Source organism: Membranihabitans maritimus (assembly GCF_021729145.1).
Lineage (GTDB): Bacteria > Bacteroidota > Bacteroidia > Chitinophagales > Saprospiraceae > Membranihabitans > Membranihabitans maritimus.
On the sequence record NZ_JAJSLW010000010.1, the window covers coordinates 25,134 to 45,975 of the forward strand.

A 20,842-nucleotide genomic window follows, 5' to 3' on the forward strand; every position below is an offset into this window, starting at 1 on the left:
CCAAAGCCAAAATAATACCAATAAAAGAAAAATATTACAAAGCTGCGAAACGTATATATTGTCAAATTTACGTTAGATAATTTTTTAAATTGAAAAACTAGAAATGTCAAATATTATTACTGATCAGAGAATAGGTTACAAATTATCCAGTGAGGGGACAAATTCTTTTCGAAGTCATGATCCGGCAAAAAACCAGGCATCTGGTCCGGAATTTATGGAAGCAACGGAAGCGGAGGTTGAAAAGGCTTGTGAGATAGCCGGGAGGGCCTTTCTGGAATATAGGAAGTGGTCAGGAAAGAGCAAAGCAGCTTTTTTGGATAGAATAGCTGATGAAATTGAAAAAGTAAAAGAAGAATTGGTGAAAGTAGCAGATTCAGAAACAGCTCTCGGTGAGGGTAGATTGAATGGTGAATGCGGAAGAACTACGGGCCAATTGCGTTTTTTTGCAAAGATTTTACGGGAAGGATCCTGGGTGAATGCTACGATCGATTGTGCTACAACAGAAGATCAGGGAAGTCAGGGAGATATCAGACAAATCCAGGTACCATTGGGACCCGTTGTTGTCTTTGGGGCCAGTAATTTTCCATTAGCTTTTTCAACAGCAGGAGGAGATACTGCATCTGCACTGGCTGCAGGTTGCCCTGTTGTGTACAAAGCTCATCCTGCACATCCCCAAACATCATCAATAGTGGGAAACGCTATTTTAAAAGCAGCTGAGAAAGAATCATTACCTGAGGGCGTCTTCTCTATTGTGTATGGAACTTCTCATACGGTTGGGGGACTCCTGGTAACTAATGAAAATATCTCTGCAGTTGGATTTACCGGATCATATAAAGGTGGAAAGGCACTTTTTGATCTGGCGAATAATAGACCGGTTCCTATACCTGTATTTGCTGAAATGGGAAGTGTTAACCCAGTATTTTTATTGCCTGGAAAAATGGAAAACCATGCGGATGAGCTGGCAAAAGGATTGGCAGGGTCTATTAATTTGGGCGTAGGTCAATTTTGTACAAATCCTGGCGTGTTTGTTACTTTTAGATCAGAAACTTCTGATCGATTTTTGGGATTATTGAAATCTGAAATTGAAGGAGCAGCTGAGGGTACTATGTTAACAAAGGGAATTGCTTCTGCTTATTGTTCAGGTACTAAAGCTCTATCTTCTATTCCCGGAGTAGAAACTATCGTACATTCCAGTGAGGAAAATGGCACAATAGTTCGTCCAGCTTTGTATAAAACTAACTTGACAACAATCCGGAAGAGACCTGAAATATTAGAAGAAGTGTTTGGTCCGTCCTCATTAAATATTGTAATTGACGAAAGTGAATTAGGCGATTTGATAGAATTGTTTAGCGGACAGTTAACGGCTACTATTCATGGAGATGATGCAGATATTGAGAAGTATAGCGATCTGGCGGAGCGATTAGCTCAAATTGCGGGTAGGGTCATTTTTAATGGATTCCCAACAGGAGTCGCCGTAAATAATGCTATGATTCATGGAGGACCATTTCCGGCTACAACAAACTCCTCGTCTACCTCAGTAGGGGGGAAGGCAATTTATAGATTTACCAGAGGCGTATCGTACCAGGCTTATCCTCAGGAATTATTACCTGAGGAGTTGAAGTACGATAATCCATTAAATATATGGAGGTTGCTCAATGGAGAATGGACAAAAAATCAAGAATAACTAAAATAAAACGGCATACAGCCGAGACAAATGAAACCTATGAAAAGTGTTTTGCAGATACACGAATCTGATAACGTCTGGGTGGCTTTAAAAGACTTATATCAGGGAGAAGCACTGCGTATTAACGGTACTACAGTAAAGTTGAATTTTAATATTCCCGCTAAACATAAGGTAGCCATTAAAGATTTGAAGAAGAGTGATGAAGTCTTTATGTATGGAATTAAGGTTGGGGAGGCATTGCGAGATATAAATAAAGGCGATTTAATTAGTACTGAAAATGTACGACATGCGGTTGTGCCTTATGGAGTAGAGGATTTTGAAACGACATACGACTGGCAAAAACCCGATGTGTCAAAGTGGAAAGATCGAACTTTTATGGGGTATCACAGGCAAAATGGAAAGGTGGGTACCGCAAATTATTGGTTGGTAATACCTTTGGTTTTTTGTGAAAACCGGAATGTATCCGTTTTGGAAAAAGCTTTTAGGGAGGTTTTTGGTTCTGGTAAGGATAATTTATTTGCCAATTATTTATTGCATTTGTGCGATACGCATAACGGCGGCGGCGAAAATGGCGGATTTAATAATGACGACCTATCAGCCACTTTACCAAGATATCATAATTATTTTGAGAATGTTTCCGGGATACAATTTTTAAAACATCAAATGGGGTGCGGGGGTACCCGTGATGATGCTGCTACTTTAACCGGGCTCCTGGCAGGATATATTGCACATCCGAATGTAGCAGGTGCTACAATTCTAAGCCTCGGGTGTCAGAATGTGCAAAAAGAAATGATAACGGAGCAAGTTCAAAAGAGAATGAATGGAGGCGAAAAACCTTTTTATTTTTTTGAACAGCAAAAGTTTCAATCATCAGAGAAAATGTTGCTGGAGGCTATCGAGACTACCTTTAATGGAATGGCGGAAGCTAATCAGATTACACGTCAACCTGCACCATTAAGTGAATTGGTACTCGGTATGGAATGTGGAGGCTCTGACGGATTTAGCGGTATATCTGCCAATCCCGTCGTGGGAGGAGTTTCTGATCGTATGGTGGCATTAGGAGGAGGGGTGATTTTATCAGAATTTCCGGAACTATCAGGTGTAGAGCAAAACTTAATTAAACGGTGTGTAAATGAAAAAGTAGCCCGGAGGTTTATAGAATTAATCCATTCCTATGAAAAGAATGCAATAGCTGTAGGCTCAGGGTTTGATTCCAATCCCTCTGCCGGAAATATAAAAGATGGATTAATTACAGACGCTATTAAATCAGCAGGAGCTGCACTTAAAGGGGGGCAGTCACCTATAAAAGATGTTCTGGATTATCCGGAAATGGTAAAAGAAAAAGGACTTACCCTGTTATGCACTCCTGGTAACGATGTTGAATCTACAACGGCTATGGCGGGATCAGGAGCGACTTTAATTTTATTTACCACAGGATTGGGTACTCCTACTGGGAACCCGATAACACCTGTAATTAAAATTTCAAGTAACACGCACATTTATAATAAATTAAATGATATCATTGACTTTAATACCGGTGAAGTAATTGAAGGAACAAAAGGCATTGATGAACTGGCTGATGATTTATTAGAAATGGTTATTGCTGCAGCTTCTGGTGAATATTTACCAAAAGCAGTTTCGCTCGAACAAAATGATTTTATTCCCTGGAAAAGAGGGGTTTCTTTATAAAAGATATTAAATAACATGAACTCGAATATAATTCCCGATGGCATTTGGCCTGTAATGATTACTCCTATTAAACAAAATGGAGATGTGGATTACGATGCATTAAAAAAGCTTATAAAATGGTATGAGGCTTCCGGGGTACATGGTTTTTTTGCTAATTGCTTATCCAGTGAAATGTATGAATTAAATAGGAAGGAAAGAATCGAATTAACAGAATTCGTTGTTAAACATTCTTCTATTCCTGTTCTGTCAACAGGTACTTTTTACGACAATACGGAAGAAAACGTTGACTTTATTAAAGAATTGTCCGATATCGGAGTGGATGGTGTGGTATTAATTACAAGTATATTGGCCAAAGAAGAAGATAGTGACGAAGTTTTGCTTGAGAGAATAATGGAGATTGTAGATCATACAACAGGAATACCTCTGGGACTTTATGAATGCCCGGTTCCTTATAAGCGGCTCTTGTCATCAGAAGCAATCGGTAAATTGGCTTCTACAGGACGGTTTGTTTATATGAAGGATACCTCATGTAATGCAGATGTGGTCGTTAGTAAAATAAATGCTGCGAATGGATCCAACTTAAAGATTTTCAATGCACACACGCCTGATTGTCTGCATTCTATCCGTCATTATGGAGCTGGTATTTCACCTATTGGTGCAAATTTTTATCCTGAATTGTATACCTATCTTTGGAATAATGGTCGTGGTGAAATTTTAAATGAGGAAGTAATTCGGGTAAAAGACTTTTTGGTGAAAAATGATGGGATTGTACATCATAAGTATCCGGTATCAGCTAAGTATTTTCTATCCCTTAGGGGCTTGCCAATATCTGAAGATACCCGAAAATCAATAGAAAAACTGGAAGATGAAGATAAGAAGCAAATAGAAAATTTATATGATAATTTTTTAGCCTTATCTCGAAACGTGGGAATAAGTGAATTCGCAATAAGTGAATAACTTAGGATAGGTACAAGTAGGTAAAAAAGCAGCTAATATTAGCATGCTTGATAAGATTGTAAGATATAATATTGGAATATATGAATTGGCTGGACCTTTTGGTGTTTTTTGTGTATTTGGGAGGTATTACTCTCTTTGGTGCATCATTTTTCAAGCAAAATAAATCTTCAGAGGCCTACACTGTAGGCCGTCACAAATTCCCCGCCTGGGCAGTAACTATGTCTATTTTTGCGACATTTGTTAGTAGCATTAGTTACCTGGCTTTGCCTGGAAACGCTTATCAGACCAATTGGAACGCATTTGTATTTAGTTTATCGCTACCCATTGCTGCCTTTATCGCAGTGAAATACTTTGTGCCGCTATACAGAAAAGTCAATAGTCCGTCGGCATACACTTTTTTGGAGGAAAGATTTGGTGTTTGGGCTAGAGTATATGTTTCTGCCTGTTATTTATTGACACAAGTGATGCGGGTGGGTACTATATTGTATTTACTAGCAATTACTATCAACGCCATTACGGGCTGGAGTATTCCCGTAGTAATTCTTATTACCGGTATAACCGTTTTGATTTATTCTATTATGGGAGGGATTCAGGCAGTTATCTGGACGGATGCTATTCAAGGCATTGTATTGATAGGTGGAGCTGTGGTATGTACAGTGTATCTACTCTATTTAATTCCCGGAGGAATGGAAACCGTTATGGATGTTGGGACGAGGGAAGGAAAATTTAGTTTAGGAAGTTTTGGACTACAACTAGATGAATCTACATTTTGGGTGGTTTTAGTGTACGGGATATTTATAAATTTACAAAACTACGGCATTGACCAAAATTATGTTCAACGCTATATAGCCTCTTCTTCGGACGAAGAAGCCGGTAAATCTGCCCTGTGGGGAGGATTGTTGTACATTCCCGTATCGTTACTGTTTATGTTTCTGGGGACACTTTTGTTTGTTTACTATCAGTCCGGGGGTGAATTAGCCCCTGATTTACAAAGTTTAGATGAAGCAGATAAAGTATTTCCCTATTTCATAGTCAATGAATTACCGGTCGGAATTACCGGATTGTTAGTGGCTTCCATTTTTGCAGCAGGAATGAGTACGGTATCTACGAGTTTCAATAGTGGGGCTACGGTAATTTATACGGATTATTATTTACGTTTTTTCAATAAGAGGAATGGAGCGGACCGCTCTATGAGAGTTCTCTATTTAGCCTCAGGTATAATTGGTATTCTTGGTGTCCTGGTGGGATTGGCAATGATCAATGTAAAGAGCGCTCTTGATGTCTGGTGGAAATTAGCATCGGTATTTAGTGGCGGCATGCTAGGACTGTTTTTATTGGGAGCATTTACCCAAAGGGCAGAGCGAAAAGGAGCTTTGATAGGCGTCCTTGCTGGAATAGCTATAATTATTTGGTTGAGCGTTATACCATACATAATGGGAACTTCAGATGACGCCGCTTTACATAGTTACCTTACTATTGTAATTGCTACTGCTGTGATCTTTTTAGTGGGATTTGTAATCTCATCAATTATTGGGAAAAATTCAAAAGCCCATCTTCAATAATAACCATAAACAAATTGTACCAAAATGAAAATATATAAAACAAAAGAGAGTGGGGTAGTAGTAGAGGACAACCAACAATTTTATTATTTCGAAAATGAAGATTGGGATTCTTTCATTAATAGAGAAAACTTGTATGCGATTATCAGTCGCGATCTTCGAGCAAAAGAACCGGGTATTGAGCCGGATTGGAATAAAACGACCGTACTATCTCCTGTCGGAAGACAGGAAATATGGGCAGCCGGTGTTACGTATCTCCGCAGTAAAGATGCACGGATGAAAGAAAGCCAATCTGCTGAAGGGGGGGATTTTTATGATAAAGTATACGATGCAGACCGCCCGGAATTGTTTTTTAAGTCTACTCCGGAAAGGGCTTCGGGACCTTTTGGAATAGTAAATATAAGACCGGATTCAACCTGGGATGTTCCCGAGCCTGAATTAACCTTATTTGTATCCTCTGCAGGAACTATCGAAGGGTATACGATTGGAAATGATATGAGCTCACGTAGTATTGAAGGAGAGAATCCGTTATATCTGCCTCAAGCCAAAATGTACGATAAAAGTGCTGCAATAGGTCCTTGCCTCTATGTGCCGGGTCAATCAATTTTCCTTTCAAATGCAAAAATTAAATTGACTATTTCCCGGAATGGTCATGTTGAATTTGAAGATGAAATTAGCATTGACCAAATGAAAAGGACCGAAGAAGAATTGAAAGATTATTTAGTAGCAGGATGTTCTTTTCCCCATGGTTGTTACTTAATGACGGGAACAGGGATTGTTCCGGACGATGATTTTACCTTGCAACCGGGGGATATAGTAGTTATAGAGATTGAACATATCGGTAAATTGGAGAATACAGTGGGTATGCTCGGAGACTAATATTTCCAGTTCCATATTGTAAGAATAGTATTAGTTTAAGGTATTTTAGGCATATCTCTGTAAATAGGCTTTTTATAAATTTGGACTGATATCGTATTTTGTAGTTAATTATATGCTGAAGCTAATTTTTGTTAATATAATATTTTTTCATAATATTTTTTTAATATAGAGAAAAATAGGATTGGTAAAATGCTCAGCCGAAAAGGATATATAAACAATTAAGAATGGGAAAAGTAGAAATTAATCAAAACAATAGTAAAAAGCCGAGAAGAGAATTTTTAAAGGCCGCAGGTGTATCAGCTGCAGGTATGATGATTGTTCCCCGTCATGTATTGGGAGGGAAAGGTTATAGGGCACCTAGCGATACACTAATCATCGCAGGAGTAGGTGTCGGTGGAAAAGGTCGATCAGATTTGCGATATTTCCATGAAAGCGGGAAGGCGGAAATCGCGTATTTATGTGATGTGGACGATAGGCAATCAGTAGAATCCAGAGAGCGATTTCCCCAGGCAAAATATTATAAAGACTGGCGTGAAATGTTGGACAAGGAATCAAAGCATATTGATGCAGTTTCAGTTTCTACGCCTGATCACAATCATGCTGTTATTGCAATGAACGCTATGCAGCTAGGCAAACATGTATATGTGCAAAAGCCAATGACCCATGATATTTATGAAGCCAGGGCTCTTACAGAAGCAGCCAAAAAGTATAAGGTAGTTACGCAAATGGGGAATCAGGGTGCTTCCGGTGATGGTGTTCGACAGTTGGTTGAATGGTACGATGCCGGAGTGATTGGTGACGTACATACGGTAAAGTGCTGGACCAACAGACCCGTATGGCCGCAAGGGATTCCCTGGCCGGAAAAGAATCCACCAGTACCTGAAGGACTTGATTGGGATTTGTGGTTAGGTACGGCAAAATATAAAGAATATGTAGATAACCTGATTCCTGGCAGCTGGCGTGGATGGTGGGATTATGGGACCGGAGCCCTTGGGGATCTCGGTTGCCATCTTATGGAAGCTCCATTCCGCGTATTGAATCTGAAATATGCAGAAGATGTTCAAGCTAGTGTCGGAAGTGTATTTGTCGAATTTGGAGAAAGAGGTTTTTTCCCCGATAGTTGTCCTCCTTCTAGCTATGCTACCCTCACATTTCCCAAAACCAATAAAACTAAAGGTCCTGTACAATTCCACTGGATGGACGGAGGCATAAAGCCGGAGCGGCCGGAGGAATTAGGGGCCGATGAGATGTTTGGTGACGGTAATAGTGGAATCCTTTTCGTAGGGACAAAAGGCAAAATGATGGCAAGTGAGTATGCTGCCAACCCAAGGCTCCTTCCATTATCAAGAAATGAGGAAGTGGAAGTAAAACAAACATTACCAAGAGTACCCGGTGGAGCAGGTGGCCATTATGCCCAATGGGTTGAAGGATGTATTGCGGGATATGGTAATATGGAATTAAGTGCTTCTTTTGATAAATCAGGTCCTTTGACGGAGGCAGTATTGATGGCTAATTTGGCCATAAGAGTAGCAGATATCCCCAAACCCCGTCCTTCGGGGAGAGGCAACCATTATCCGGGTGCAAACACTAAATTATTGTGGGATCACCAAAATATGCGTGTCACTAATTACGATGAAGCCAACCAATTTGTCCGCAGGGACTATCGCAAAGGTTGGTCTTTAGGTTCGTAGAATAATCGAGAGAGAATTTAAGTCTTTTTATTACTCAGCTATTTCATGTAACTTCGACACTAATTTAATTAGGAAAAGGAATTAACTATGATTTTTAATTACTTGATTATACTAGTAGTAAGCCTGGTTTTTTCAACGGGAAATACTACAGCGCACAATGATTTACCTGAACCTCAGAATGTGAGCTCCGAAAAGGGATGGATACAGTTATTTGACGGAAAATCATTTGACGGTTGGAAAGTAGGGGCTAATGCCTCTAGTTTCTCCATTGAGAACGGATGTATAAAAGTCAACGGACCAAAGGCTCATTTGTACTATGTGGGACCAGTTGAAGATCACGATTTTACCAATTTTGAATTTCGTACTAAAGTGATGACCAAGCCCAATTCAAATTCGGGTATTTATATCCATACCAAGTATCAGGAAAGTAGTTGGCCGATTCACGGATATGAAATCCAGGTAAATAATACACATTCTGATTGGAAAAGAACAGGAAGTTTGTATGATGTGCAGGAAGTACGAGAGCAATATGTAGGTGATAATGAATGGTATACAGAGTATATTAAAGTAGAAGGCAAGCGAATTATTATTAAGATAAATGATACGGTGGTAGTTGATTATACAGAGCCTGAAAATCCGGATAGAGAACCGGGGGAAAGGCAACATAGAATCCTGACAAGTGGTACTTTTGCTTTTCAGGCTCATGATCCTAATAGCATTGTCTATTTTAAAGATGTAGAAGTAAAGCCTTTACCATAGATAAAAAACCCCGGTGAATAGATTCTATCCGCCGGGGTTCACTACCTACTATCTATATATTTTATTCCTGATCTGCTAATTTCGTAGCGGAATAGGTGAAATCTGTATTGTTGAAACTAAATTTTAATCCTCCTGTGTCAGCATCAACATAGATTTTGTCCCCGACTTCGTACCCACCTTGTAATACATATTTTGAAAGTTCATTTGTCAATTCTTTTTGTATTACCCTTTTTAGTGGTCGAGCACCGAACTGCGGATCATATCCCATATCTCCAATTAATTCCATTGCTGCTTCTGTAATTTCCAGGAACAGTCCTTGCTTATTGAGACTACTACGTACTTTTTTAATATGTAATTCTGCAATTTCTCTAATCTCATCTTTAGTCAAAGGCAAAAACATGATTTGTTCATCTATCCTGTTGAGAAATTCGGGTCGCATGTTATCCTTTAGCATTTCAAAAACCTCGAGCTTAGTCGTTTCCAGGATTTCATTTCTATGTTGGTCTCCAACCGCTCTCAAGTCTTCAAAGTTTTCAAGGATGGCTTCCGCACCAAGATTTGAAGTCATTATAATGATGGTATTTTTGAAGTTCGCTTCCCGGCCTTTATTATCGGTTAATCGACCATCATCTAGTACCTGAAGCAAAATATTAAAGGTGTCGGGGTGTGCTTTTTCTATTTCGTCGAGCAAGATGATAGAGTATGGTTTTCTTCTGACTGCTTCGGTTAATTGACCTCCTTCGTCGTACCCAACGTAGCCTGGAGGAGCACCTACCAATCGTGAAACTGAATGCCTTTCCTGGTATTCACTCATATCGATTCGAGTAATTGCATTCTCGTCATCAAATAGAACTTCAGCAAGCGTTTTAGCTAACTCCGTTTTACCTACCCCTGTAGGACCCAGAAAGATAAAAGATCCAATAGGTCGGTTCATATCTTGAAGACCAGCCCGACTTCTTCTTACTGCATCAGATACGGCATGTACTGCCTCCTTTTGACCTATTAACCGTTTGCCGATATAGTCCTCCAGGTGAAGTAGCTTATCTTTTTCACTTTGCAGCATTTTCTGAACAGGGATTCCTGTCCATCTGGCCACAATTTCAGCAATATCATTAGCAGTCACTTCCTCATTGGTAAATCGTTTTTCACTGGATATTTCATCTAGTTTTTCCTCTGCTACTTTTAGTTGAACTTCTAATTTTTTAATATCTCCATATCTCAACCGGGCAACTTTTTCAAAATCACTGTCTCTTTCAGCCCTGGCAGCTTCAACTTCTGCCTCCTCCATCTGTTTGCGGATATTTTGAACTGTGTCGACAATTTCTTTTTCATTCTTCCATGCCGCAGTCAATTCATCAAGCTTTTCCTTGGAATTAGCTATTTGTTCATTTATAGCACCTAATTTCCCTTCACTGCCTTCCCGTTTTATAGCTTCTTTTTCAATTTCCAGTTGCCGCACCTTTCGATCCCATTCATCAATTTCTTCGGGAACGCTGTCGAGTTCCAATCTGAGTCGGGCCGCAGCTTCATCTATCAGGTCAATAGCTTTGTCAGGAAGTTGTCTTTCTGCTATATATCGATCGGATAATTCTGCTGCAGCAATTAGAGCCTCATCTAGAATTTCTATCTTGTGGTAGACTTCATATTTTTCCTGAAGTCCGCGTAAAATTGAAATCGTATCTTCTATACTGGGCTCATCTATTACTACAGGTTGAAAACGTCTTACCAGTGCTTTGTCCTTTTCGAAATACTTCTGATATTCATCCAGCGTAGTGGCTCCAATGGTCCTGAGTTCCCCCCTTGCCAGGGCGGGCTTAAGAATATTGGCGGCATCCATAGCACCATTACCACCACCGGCACCTATTAACGTGTGGATCTCATCGATAAACAAAATAAACTCTCCGTCGCTTTCTTTTACTTCGTTGATTACAGCCTTAATGCGTTCCTCAAATTCTCCCTTGTATTTGGCGCCTGCTATAAGCGAAGCAATATCAAGAGCAAATATCTTTTTTGTCCGTAAGTTTTCAGGAACGTCCTGGTTCACAATCCTCCAGGCAATACCTTCTACAATTGCGGTTTTTCCTACACCTGCATCTCCTATTAACAAGGGATTGTTCTTTTTCCTTCTGGATAAAATATGCAAGATCCTCCTGATCTCTTCATCTCTTCCAATTATAGGGTCCAGTTTGCCGCTTTCAGCTCTCTCATTGAGATTGATAGTATACTTCTTAAGCGAATTATATTGATTATCTGTATGTTGGTCTACCACCGACCTGCCTTTTCTCAATTCTTTGATGGCGGCTTCCATTAATTCTGCTGAAGCCCCCAACGATTTGAAGAGTTTTGCCGTCTTATCTGTACCCTGTATTACAGAAAGTAAAATAAGTTCTATCGAAATGTATTCATCACCAAACTTTTTCAAGTTCTTTCGAGCCCTGCTAAGTACCTGGTTTGCATCATTTGTTAAATACTGCTTGTCTGTTCCGTCTACTTTGGGAAAGGATTGTATGTCCTCTTTGATTTTGGATTTTAATTCATTGATATTGATACCCATTTTCTTAAATAAAAAAGTAGGGACATCTTCATCAACTTCCATTAAACCCGCGACTAAGTGTGACGTGTCGACAGATTGTTGGCCGAGATTGCCGGCGATCTGTTGACCCCGGAGAATGGACTCCTGGGCTTTTATTGTGAAATTATCGTAAGTCATATTTATCTGTTTTTTTAATAAAATTTAAGCAAAAATGCGACCAATACATTTTTTTAATCCATAATCGGAAAAAATGACATATTTGGAAGGAGTTAACTATCATTTTGTCATCTTTTTTGTTAATTTTTTTTGAACTTGAAACAACGATTGTGGTAATATTCTGTTAAATGTTAAAATCTTATATAAGGAAAATTCAAAATTAAGTTTGTATAAAAACTATTTTGCGTTTTTCGTGGTATATATATATGAAGTGAAAGTAAGAATTTGTTCAAGAAAATTTTTTAAATAGAATTCTAAAAGCTTTTTTAAATTACATCGAACGATAGAGTTTCAAAAAGTATAACTGAAATTTGAATTGAACAGAGGAGAGAATGGAAATTTTATTAAAAATATTAAAACCAAGAATATAAAATGAATCTTAAATTAAGAATTATTATTCTGAGTACTTTTATGTTGAGTATCCTTTCTACAGGTTACAGCCAGTATTTTGGTCAGAATAAACCCAAATACAAGTCTCAGAAATTCAGGGTTCTGGAGACACCGAACTTTGATTTGCATTATTACCTAAGAAACCAGGATCAGCTATATACCTATGCGCAGTGGATGGAACAATGGTATACTATGCACCAAAGTGTATTAAGGGATACTTTCAAAACCAAGAATCCATTTATTTTATACAATGATCACGGTGATTTCCAGCAAACCCGAGCTATTTCAGGTCAAATAGGTGTGGGAACAGGTGGTGTTACAGAGGCCTTCAAGAATCGTGTTATTTTGCCGATTGCTATGACCAATCAACAGACTTTTCATGTTATAGGGCACGAATTGGTACACGCCTTCCAATACAATATGATATTACAGGGCGATAGTACTGGACTTAATTCTTTGCAAAATTTGCCATTATGGATGGTTGAAGGACTTGCCGAATACATGTCTCGTGGTCCCAGTGATGTACAGACTGCTATGTGGATGCGGGATGCGGTTTTACATGATAATATCCCCGATATTAAAGCCTTGAATAATACTGCGAGATATTTTCCGTATCGATGGGGGCAGACATTTTGGTCATTTCTTTCAGGACGATTTGGAGATGAAGTTATACGACCTTTATTTCAGGCAACGGCTATGTACGGATTGCAAAATTCAGTTCCGATGGTTTTAGGTACTTCTCTTGACTCCTTATCTGCTGATTGGAAGCGTAATCTCAATGCCTTTTACAGTCCATTTTTGAAAAATCGCCAGGAAAATCCTGCTGGTCGCGTGATATTTAATGAAAAGAACGGAGGTAGAATGAATTTATCACCAATGGTTTCCCCCGATGGCCGGAATATCATTTTCTTTTCGGAAAAAAGAGTTCTTTCAACAGACCTGTATTTGGCTGATGCCCAAAATGGGAAAATAAAACAGAGGATCCCTACAAATTCTTTCACAGGGGGAATCGATGATGTTGATTTGATAGAATCAGCGGGTACGTGGTCTCCTGATGGGACACAATTTGCCTATGTAGTTTTTAAAAAAGGGAAAAGCAATATTATTATTAAAAATGCCAAAAATGGTAAAACTGAAGAATCCTTTGGACTCAAAAATCTTAGTAAATTTAGCTATCCTGCGTGGTCACCGGATGGAAGATATATTGTTGTAAGTGGTCTGGAAGAAGGGAAAACTGATTTATACCAGATTAGTTTGAGGACGAAAAGAGCACGAAAATTGACGGATGATGTTTATTCCGAAATTCAACCCTATTATTCTCCCGACGGTCAAAGAATTTACTTTTCAACGGATCAAATTAGTTTTAACCAGCCACGTGATGATGCACATTGGAATTTTAATTTGGCATATTACGATGTAAACACAGAAGAAGTCATTCATTTAAGTTCTATTTTTCCAGGGGCTGACAACATGAATCCTGTAGTAGATAATGCTGGAAGAGTTTATTTTTTATCTGACCGAGACGGATATCGGAATATTTATATGCTAGATCCCAGTACCGAAGAAGTTTTTCAAGTCACGGATATCCTTACGGGAGTAAGTGGTATTACATTATTCTCTTCAGCGATTAGTATATCCGAAAATGGAAAAAAATTGTATTACTCCCACTATACGGATAATAGTTATTCTATTTATAATTATACACCGGATTTAAATGACATGGTGAAGGTGGATCCTGCTGAAATCGATATGACAGCATCTTTGCTACCTACCTACACAAGAAGAACAAGACAGACAGTTAAAGATAATTTAACTTCTTTAGATGAGCAGCCTTTAATAAATACATCTGAATTTGACAGGGAAAAATATAAACCTAATTTCCGGTTGGACTATATCGGAGGAGGGGGTGGTATTGGTGTGAGTTCCGGAAATTTCCTGGGGACGACCACAGGACTTGTGGGAGGTATAGATATGATTTTTAGTGATATGTTGGGTAATAATCAGATTTACAGTACGGTTGCCCTCAATGGTGAGATTTATGACTTTGGAGCCCAGGTGATGTATCGAAACCAATCGAGTAGGATTGGGTGGGGAGGCTCCATTTCACATGTTCCTTTTAGATATGGAGGCTTCAATTATCGAAGGGACACGCTACCGGTAGAAGACGGATCACAATACGGTTATTACAATAAATATGAAACGTATACGGATCGGATATTTCGAGACCAGGCGAGCTTATTTACCCAGTATGCATTTAACAAATCAATTCGTGTAGAAGCAGGTGGAGGATACTCACTGTATTATTACAGGAGCGAAAGGTTTGACAGCTATTACGATGATTTTGGTAGATTGGTTTATCAGGATCGTGAAAAATTACCATCCCCGGATGGATTTGGACTATTTGATGTCCAGGCTGCCTTCGTTGGCGATAATTCAACTTTTGGATTTGCGTCTCCCCTGGATGGATACCGGTTTCGATTGGGTGTTACCCAGAATTTTGGTCATTGGAATTATCTGACTACCCTGGCAGATGTCAGGAAATATTTTTATTTGAAAAAGTCCAGTCTTGCTTTTAGAGTGATGCAATACGGTAATTACGGTGATGATGCAAACGATAGTGACAACTTTTTCTCAAGGAATTACCTTATTGACCCACGATTTATAAGAGGTTTTTCCAATTTGAGTTCGCAGGAACTTAGTGGCATGGGATTAAATAATAATGATATTCAGGGCTCAAAACTCTTTGTCGGAAATGCAGAATTCAGAGTGCCCTTTACAGGTCCGGAACAACTGGCATTGATACCTACCAATTTTATCCTAAGTGAATTAGCGTTTTTCTACGATGTCGGTGCAGCGTGGTCAAGGAACAACCCGTTTGATGCGCCGGAAGGATTTGAAACCAAATTATTGCACAGTGTCGGTGTAGCTTTAAGGGTGAATGTATTCGGATCATTAATTCTGGAACCGTTTTTTGCCTACCCGTTGAACGAAGGCGGCAAAGGAAGTTTTGGGGTGAATTTTGTGCCAGGGTGGTAGAAGTGTAAGGAAGCTACAAGCTGTAAGCTGCAGGCTCGAAAAGTGAATTGTAGGTAGTGGATCATAGTTGGAAGACAGAAGATGGAAGTCTGGAGTCGGGAGTTCGAAGGACGGAGCCGGAGAGGTAATGAACCGGAACCTTGCCCTGAATCAGAGTTTGAAACCGGGAGTCCGAAAAGGGACTGGATCGCTAACCCGCGAATGTGTCGGGAGTGGCTTGAAAGTATTGGTGGGTTGATGGAATTTTGACTCAGGAACTCACGGATTTAGAACTATGCTTTCCGGATACACTATTTCCGATAGAAATAACCCACAGGCTGGTACGGACCAGTTCTTTTGTAGTCTTTGTTGAGATTGCATAGCCTGGTCCAGTTCATCGATAGTAATTTTTCCTTCGGCATAGTAGAGGCTGGCCCCTGTAATCAGGCGTATCATCCCCCTGAGAAAGCGATCGGAAGTGACGTGAAGTTCCATGCCGTTTTTGGTGGAGGTCCAGTGGCATGTATTGAGATTACAGCGAAACGTCTTTACATCCGTATGCAATTTGGAGAATGGTTTGAAATCGGAGTAATCCAATAAACGTTGGGTGAATTCATTAAGTACTTCTACGCCGATATGCCGGGCCTTCTGGTAATAAAATGAATACAGTTTTTTGAAAGGGTCTTTGATGAAGTGTATGTGATAGATATAACTTCTTTGAATAGCGTCAAATCGAACATGGGCATCGTCCTTTACACTGGTAAAGGAATAAATACTTATATCAGAGGGTAGGAAATTATTGAGTCGAAAAACCAGATTTTCAGGGAGTATCTTTTCGCAATCAAAATGCGCATAAAAATCACTCGCATGAACCCCAGCATCTGTTCGTCCACATCCGGTTAATTTGATTTGACGGTTTAGAATTGTATTTAATCTGTCTTCAATTACCGACTGTACACCAATAGCGTTAGGTTGTGACTGCCATCCGGCATAATTTGTCCCATCGTATGACAAGTGAATAAAATACCTCATGGCTGCAAATATACTGTGGATTTTCGGGTCTGTTTACCCAGGATGTAGAGATATGGGAATAAAAAAAACCGGATAACTTTTTCAAGCTTCCGGTCGATTACTATCTTTTTACTTCTGTAAACAACAATGCTGCCTACGTATTTAGGGACTGCAAATATAGTGAAAACAATATTGCATTAGTGAATAATTATTATTTTATTTTTATAATATTATCACGCCGCCTCTCCCAATTTCTTAATTTTCGACTTATCGAATTGTGTCTTAGCGTATTCTTTATCGATTACTAACCGTTCCACATCCTTCGATGATGGCATCTCATACATGGCATCCGTTATTATTGCTTCACAAATGCTTCGCAGCCCACGGGCACCCAATTTATAAGCCAATGCTTGCTCCGCTATGTACTCTATGGCACCTGCCGTAAAGTGTAGCTCTATTCCTTCGAGCTCAAACAATTTTTTGTATTGTTTGACAATAGCGTTTTTGGGCTTGGTCAAAATACTGATGAGTGTATCCTTATCAAGAGGGTTGAGGTAAGTAAGTACCGGTACCCGTCCTAACAATTCGGGAATTAACCCAAATTGTTTCAGGTCATGGTGGTTTACATACTGGAGCAATGTTTCCTGGTCCTTGACCGTATTTTCTTTTGATTTGTATCCGATTACAGAAGTATTCATCCTTCTGGCGATAATTTTTTCAACGCCGTCAAATGCACCCCCGCATATAAATAGTATATTTTCTGTATTGATAGTGATCATTCGTTGCTCCGGGTGCTTTCTTCCACCATAGGGAGGAACGTTAACTTCTGCCCCTTCCAATAATTTGAGTAATCCTTGTTGTACACCTTCACCGGATACATCCCGGGTAATGGAAGGATTGTCGCTTTTTCGAGCGATTTTATCTATTTCATCGATATAAACTATCCCTTTTTCAGCGGCATTGACATCATAATCACAAGCCTGCAAGAGTCGTGATAGAATACTTTCGACGTCTTCCCCGACATAACCTGCTTCAGTAAATACGGTAGCATCGACGATAGCAAAAGGGACATTCAACATTTTAGCGATGGTTTTGGCCATTAATGTCTTTCCTGTGCCTGTTCTTCCAACGAATAAAACATTAGATTTTTCTATTTCTATGTCATCCGGACTGGACTGTTTCTGTTGAGCAATTCTTTTGTAGTGGTTATAAACCGCGACGGAGAGATATTTTTTTGCATCGTCCTGACCAATGATATAATCATTGAGAAATTCATTGATCTTACGCGGTGTAATCCCTTTGGGCAGTTCTCCCAGTGAGGCTGTTGAATTTTCCTCATCTTCAGATTTGCTATCCAATTCTGCGTGAATAATATCGTGAGCTTGTTCTACACATAGTTCACAAATATGACCATTGATTCCTGCTATAAGGACCAGTGCATCTTTTTTGGTCCTACCACAGAACGAACATCTTACATTCTCTTCCATTGCCAATTAAATTTTATGCTTCTTTTGTTCTGGCTAAAACTTCATCAACTAACCCGTATTCTTTAGCTTCCTGGGCAGTCATCCAATTATCCCGGTCGCTGTCTTGTTCTATTTCTTCAAAGGACTTTCCGGTATGGTGGGCTAATATTTGATATAATTCTTTTCGAAGTTGCTTGATAAGGTTGTAGGAAATTTCCATATCTGAAAACTGTCCTTGCATACCTCCGGACGGTTGATGGATCATTACCCTTGAATGTGGAAGGCAGGTTCTCTTTCCATGGTTGCCTGCGCTCAAAAGTACCGCTCCCATAGATGCAGCTAAACCGGTACAAATGGTAGCGATATCCGGACCTACGTATTGCATGGTGTCGTAGATTCCCATCCCATCTATTACAGATCCACCAGGACTATTAATAAACATCTGAATATCTCTTTTCGCATCTGTACTTTCAAGGAATAGTAATTGTGCCTGCACTACATTTGATACATAATCATTGACGGGTACTCCCATAAAGATGATTCTATCCATCATTAATCGGGAAAAAACATCCATACCAACAATATTCATTTGTCTTTCCTCAATAACCTGAGGAGTAAACCCGTGAATATTAGGTACCGAAGTACGCATAAATTTATCTAGATGGGCCGAACTTATACCCCGATGCTTTACAGCATATTTTTTAAATTCCTCCTGGTAATTCATGTATTTGATTTTAAAGAATAAAAACTAAACCGGAAAATTGTTTAGTAATGATTTTCAACAACAATAATTAGTAACAAAATTAATGCCTTTCGGTTGAAATGTTGAAAAAATCATTACACTATTCTTCCTCATCTGTTCCTGGTCCCTGATTCTTGGACTTTAAATCCTGGATGATTTCCATCAATTTATCCTGCTCAATTTCTTCTTTGTCTAACTCAACATCGTCTTTTAACGTGTCAAATACCATTGAGGATAATATTTCCTCATAGGCATCTTCTACTTGTTTCTGGTCTTGCATCAGGCGCTGTACAGTCTGGTTGATAAAATCTTCCCCGAGATTGTACCCCCCGGCGTACCTCATCACCCTTGTCCGCATCTCGTTGTGTATATCTTCGGGTTGTACCTCAATTTCATGTTTTTTGACCAGTTTATTTCTGATCAAAGTCCAACGGAGATTATCTGCAAAATAGTTTTCATACTCTTTTGCTACTTCTTCCGGACCCAATTTGTCGTTATTGAATTCGATCCATCTTTTTAGAAAAGCATCGGGAAGATGGATTTCACTTTCTTCCATAATTTTATTCTGGATGTCCCTGAATAAAATGGCATCTGCCTGGGAATCGTAGTAACTTTTTATTTCTTTTTTTATCGAATCTTTGGCCTCCTCCTCTGTTTTGATCTCTTCACCGAAAACAGACGTTATGAATTCTTCATTGACTTCAGCAGGAACTACTCTTTTTACCTCTACAATTTCTCCTTCAAATTCAGGATTATAATCCCTGTCCATTTCTTCTTCCCCTAACTTGAGGATATATTTTCTTACATATTCTTCAGACCGTTCTTTTTCCAGGGTATTTACATTGAATTGTATTTTATCCCCTTTTTTGGCTGATAATATTTTATCCTTTACCTCTTGGTCATCTACTACCGAAACAAGTATGCTGATAGTAGTTTCCAGGCCCTTGGGTTTTACTTCGCCATTCTCCAGTTCAACTGCATTAAACGTAATATAGTCGTTGTCTTCAAAATTTTCTTCGACATCGACCCTTTCACCTTTTTGTTTCCGGTACCGCTCCCATTCGGTCTCAATGTCTTCATCCGTTATTATAGCATCATAATATTTAAAAGGGGTTTCTATCCCGTTGATTTCAAAATCAGGAGTCAAACCTAGATCAAATGTAAAATCATAAGACTGTTTGGAATTGGGATCAAAATTAATTAGAGTTTGATCTTCTGAAGGAATAGGTTGTCCCAAAAATTCTATTTCATTATCTTTTAAATATCCTCCAAGTTCTTCCTGAATTTTTTGATTGACGATATCTGCCAAAAGAGATTTTCCATACATTTTCCGGATCATGGATTTTGGCGTTTTACCCTTTCGAAATCCCTTCAGATTTGATTTCTTTTGGTAGTTTCTTAATTCATTTTCTAATTTGCCGGAGTAATCTTCATTTTCGATAGAAATACTGATTTGGGCATTTAAATCGTCTTTTTTATTAAAATCTATTTTCATTGGAGAATCAAATTTGGTCATTTTAATGTATAAAAATAAAGGCCTGTCTTGAAAAGAGACGGCCGGCTATTTTGTGGTCTTTCGATTTTAAAATCTGAAAGCTTCATTTTATTTTTTATATCATTCCGAAATAGCAGCAATATTCAAATATTTTGGAAATTCCAATAGGAAATGCCATTAATCCGGAAAGGCAATTAAAAATTACATGTTTGAATTGATTTCATGTAAAAATTAGCATTTTAATTCGGTTCAAATAATTGTCTCTTATTCAGATCTATTTAAAGTAGACAAAATTATAAACTAAACTATTGTTTCCAAAATTGGTTGTATTGACTACAATAACTCCAAAAAAACCCGGGAATAAAGTTCCTTATTGCTGGGAATAGAATTTTGTAGAAAGGCATGGATAGGGAAGCTTTTCGATTTTTAGAGTATCTTATTTTACCGGAAAGCCTCTCATATTCCTAGTACCTCAAAAATCAATGCCCCAATTGGACATTAAGTTCGGGTGGAGGGTTACCCGATGTTACTCCTGCTAAGCATTTGTTCATCGGGATACATTTTTCTCCTTCTCCTTTACTGTGTGCGGGTGGAGGGACTCGAACCCCCAAGCCTCGCGGCGCTAGATCCTAAGTCTAGTGCGTCTACCAATTTCGCCACACCCGCTTCTTTCAAATGTGCGCAAAGATAGGATCTTTTATGAAATAATTAAAAGTTTTTATGTAAATTATCATAATGTAACGGAATATCGCTACC

General features: G+C 38.9%; 14 protein-coding genes and 1 tRNA gene. 9 read left to right on the forward strand and 6 right to left on the reverse strand.

The annotated features are described in order from the left end of the window. Nucleotides 1–103 precede the first annotated feature (103 nt). From LVD47_RS13135 to LVD47_RS13165, 7 genes are all read left to right on the forward strand, one after another. Complete coding sequence (locus LVD47_RS13135) at nucleotides 104–1,684, forward strand: aldehyde dehydrogenase (NADP(+)) (RefSeq protein ID WP_236976979.1); 1,581 nt, start codon at nucleotides 104–106, stop codon at nucleotides 1,682–1,684. Nucleotides 1,685–1,723: 39 nt separating this feature from the next. Next, entirely contained in the window at nucleotides 1,724–3,373 is a 1,650-nt protein-coding gene (locus LVD47_RS13140; protein ID WP_236976981.1) for a UxaA family hydrolase, read from the forward strand. A gap of 15 nt (nucleotides 3,374–3,388) precedes the next feature. Further along, nucleotides 3,389–4,330, forward strand: a complete 942-nt coding sequence (locus LVD47_RS13145) for a dihydrodipicolinate synthase family protein (RefSeq protein WP_236976983.1) — start codon at nucleotides 3,389–3,391, stop codon at nucleotides 4,328–4,330. A gap of 80 nt (nucleotides 4,331–4,410) precedes the next feature. Next, nucleotides 4,411–5,892 (forward strand): sodium:solute symporter family protein, encoded by a 1,482-nt coding sequence (locus LVD47_RS13150; RefSeq protein ID WP_236976985.1) that lies wholly within the window; start codon nucleotides 4,411–4,413, stop codon nucleotides 5,890–5,892. A 24-nt stretch (nucleotides 5,893–5,916) separates the two neighbouring features. Beyond that, nucleotides 5,917–6,768 carry a fumarylacetoacetate hydrolase family protein gene (locus LVD47_RS13155; protein ID WP_236976994.1) on the forward strand — a complete coding sequence of 284 codons (852 nt, stop codon included), beginning with the start codon at nucleotides 5,917–5,919 and terminating at the stop codon, nucleotides 6,766–6,768. Nucleotides 6,769–6,992: 224 nt separating this feature from the next. Then, nucleotides 6,993–8,459 carry a Gfo/Idh/MocA family protein gene (locus tag LVD47_RS13160; protein ID WP_236976996.1) on the forward strand — a complete coding sequence of 489 codons (1,467 nt, stop codon included), beginning with the start codon at nucleotides 6,993–6,995 and terminating at the stop codon, nucleotides 8,457–8,459. A gap of 87 nt (nucleotides 8,460–8,546) precedes the next feature. Continuing rightward, complete coding sequence (locus tag LVD47_RS13165; protein WP_236976998.1) at nucleotides 8,547–9,218, forward strand: 3-keto-disaccharide hydrolase; 672 nt, start codon at nucleotides 8,547–8,549, stop codon at nucleotides 9,216–9,218. Between the two features lie 61 nt (nucleotides 9,219–9,279). Here the strand turns inward: LVD47_RS13165 and clpB are convergent, their stop codons facing one another. After that, a complete protein-coding gene (clpB, locus tag LVD47_RS13170; protein WP_236977000.1) occupies nucleotides 9,280–11,928 on the reverse strand; it encodes an ATP-dependent chaperone ClpB in 2,649 nt (882 codons plus the stop codon). Nucleotides 11,929–12,339: 411 nt separating this feature from the next. Between clpB and LVD47_RS13175 the strand changes: the two genes are divergently transcribed. Both LVD47_RS13175 and LVD47_RS13180 read left to right on the forward strand, forming a co-directional pair. Beyond that, complete coding sequence (locus LVD47_RS13175; protein ID WP_236977003.1) at nucleotides 12,340–15,393, forward strand: hypothetical protein; 3,054 nt, start codon at nucleotides 12,340–12,342, stop codon at nucleotides 15,391–15,393. Nucleotides 15,394–15,460: 67 nt separating this feature from the next. Further along, nucleotides 15,461–15,631 (forward strand): hypothetical protein, encoded by a 171-nt coding sequence (locus LVD47_RS13180; protein WP_236977004.1) that lies wholly within the window; start codon nucleotides 15,461–15,463, stop codon nucleotides 15,629–15,631. 20 nt (nucleotides 15,632–15,651) lie between these two features. Here LVD47_RS13180 and LVD47_RS13185 read toward each other — a convergent pair whose 3' ends face one another. The 5 genes from LVD47_RS13185 to LVD47_RS13205 form a co-directional block, all read right to left on the reverse strand. Continuing rightward, nucleotides 15,652–16,404, reverse strand: coding sequence for a tRNA pseudouridine synthase A (locus LVD47_RS13185; RefSeq protein ID WP_236977014.1), 753 nt, complete (start codon nucleotides 16,402–16,404; stop codon nucleotides 15,652–15,654). 212 nt (nucleotides 16,405–16,616) lie between these two features. Further along, a complete protein-coding gene (gene clpX, locus LVD47_RS13190; RefSeq protein ID WP_236977016.1) occupies nucleotides 16,617–17,870 on the reverse strand; it encodes an ATP-dependent Clp protease ATP-binding subunit ClpX in 1,254 nt (417 codons plus the stop codon). Between the two features lie 13 nt (nucleotides 17,871–17,883). Beyond that, entirely contained in the window at nucleotides 17,884–18,573 is a 690-nt protein-coding gene (locus tag LVD47_RS13195) for a ClpP family protease (protein WP_255785146.1), read from the reverse strand. Between the two features lie 118 nt (nucleotides 18,574–18,691). Next, complete coding sequence (gene tig / locus LVD47_RS13200) at nucleotides 18,692–20,086, reverse strand: trigger factor (RefSeq protein WP_236977026.1); 1,395 nt, start codon at nucleotides 20,084–20,086, stop codon at nucleotides 18,692–18,694. Between the two features lie 584 nt (nucleotides 20,087–20,670). Next, nucleotides 20,671–20,752: transfer RNA gene (locus LVD47_RS13205), tRNA-Leu, on the reverse strand. Nucleotides 20,753–20,842: the final 90 nt, after the last annotated feature.

Coding starts and splice junctions, on each gene's coding strand:
- tig (WP_236977026.1), bottom strand. CDS start 20,086: ATGAAAATAGATTTTAATAAAAAAGACGATTTAAATGCCCAAATCAGT.
- LVD47_RS13150 (WP_236976985.1), top strand. CDS start 4,411: ATGAATTGGCTGGACCTTTTGGTGTTTTTTGTGTATTTGGGAGGTATT.
- LVD47_RS13140 (WP_236976981.1), top strand. CDS start 1,724: ATGAAAAGTGTTTTGCAGATACACGAATCTGATAACGTCTGGGTGGCT.
- LVD47_RS13165 (WP_236976998.1), top strand. CDS start 8,547: ATGATTTTTAATTACTTGATTATACTAGTAGTAAGCCTGGTTTTTTCA.
- LVD47_RS13160 (WP_236976996.1), top strand. CDS start 6,993: ATGGGAAAAGTAGAAATTAATCAAAACAATAGTAAAAAGCCGAGAAGA.
- LVD47_RS13195 (WP_255785146.1), bottom strand. CDS start 18,573: ATGAATTACCAGGAGGAATTTAAAAAATATGCTGTAAAGCATCGGGGT.
- LVD47_RS13135 (WP_236976979.1), top strand. CDS start 104: ATGTCAAATATTATTACTGATCAGAGAATAGGTTACAAATTATCCAGT.
- LVD47_RS13145 (WP_236976983.1), top strand. CDS start 3,389: ATGAACTCGAATATAATTCCCGATGGCATTTGGCCTGTAATGATTACT.
- LVD47_RS13155 (WP_236976994.1), top strand. CDS start 5,917: ATGAAAATATATAAAACAAAAGAGAGTGGGGTAGTAGTAGAGGACAAC.
- clpB (WP_236977000.1), bottom strand. CDS start 11,928: ATGACTTACGATAATTTCACAATAAAAGCCCAGGAGTCCATTCTCCGG.
- clpX (WP_236977016.1), bottom strand. CDS start 17,870: ATGGAAGAGAATGTAAGATGTTCGTTCTGTGGTAGGACCAAAAAAGAT.
- LVD47_RS13175 (WP_236977003.1), top strand. CDS start 12,340: ATGAATCTTAAATTAAGAATTATTATTCTGAGTACTTTTATGTTGAGT.
- LVD47_RS13185 (WP_236977014.1), bottom strand. CDS start 16,404: ATGAGGTATTTTATTCACTTGTCATACGATGGGACAAATTATGCCGGA.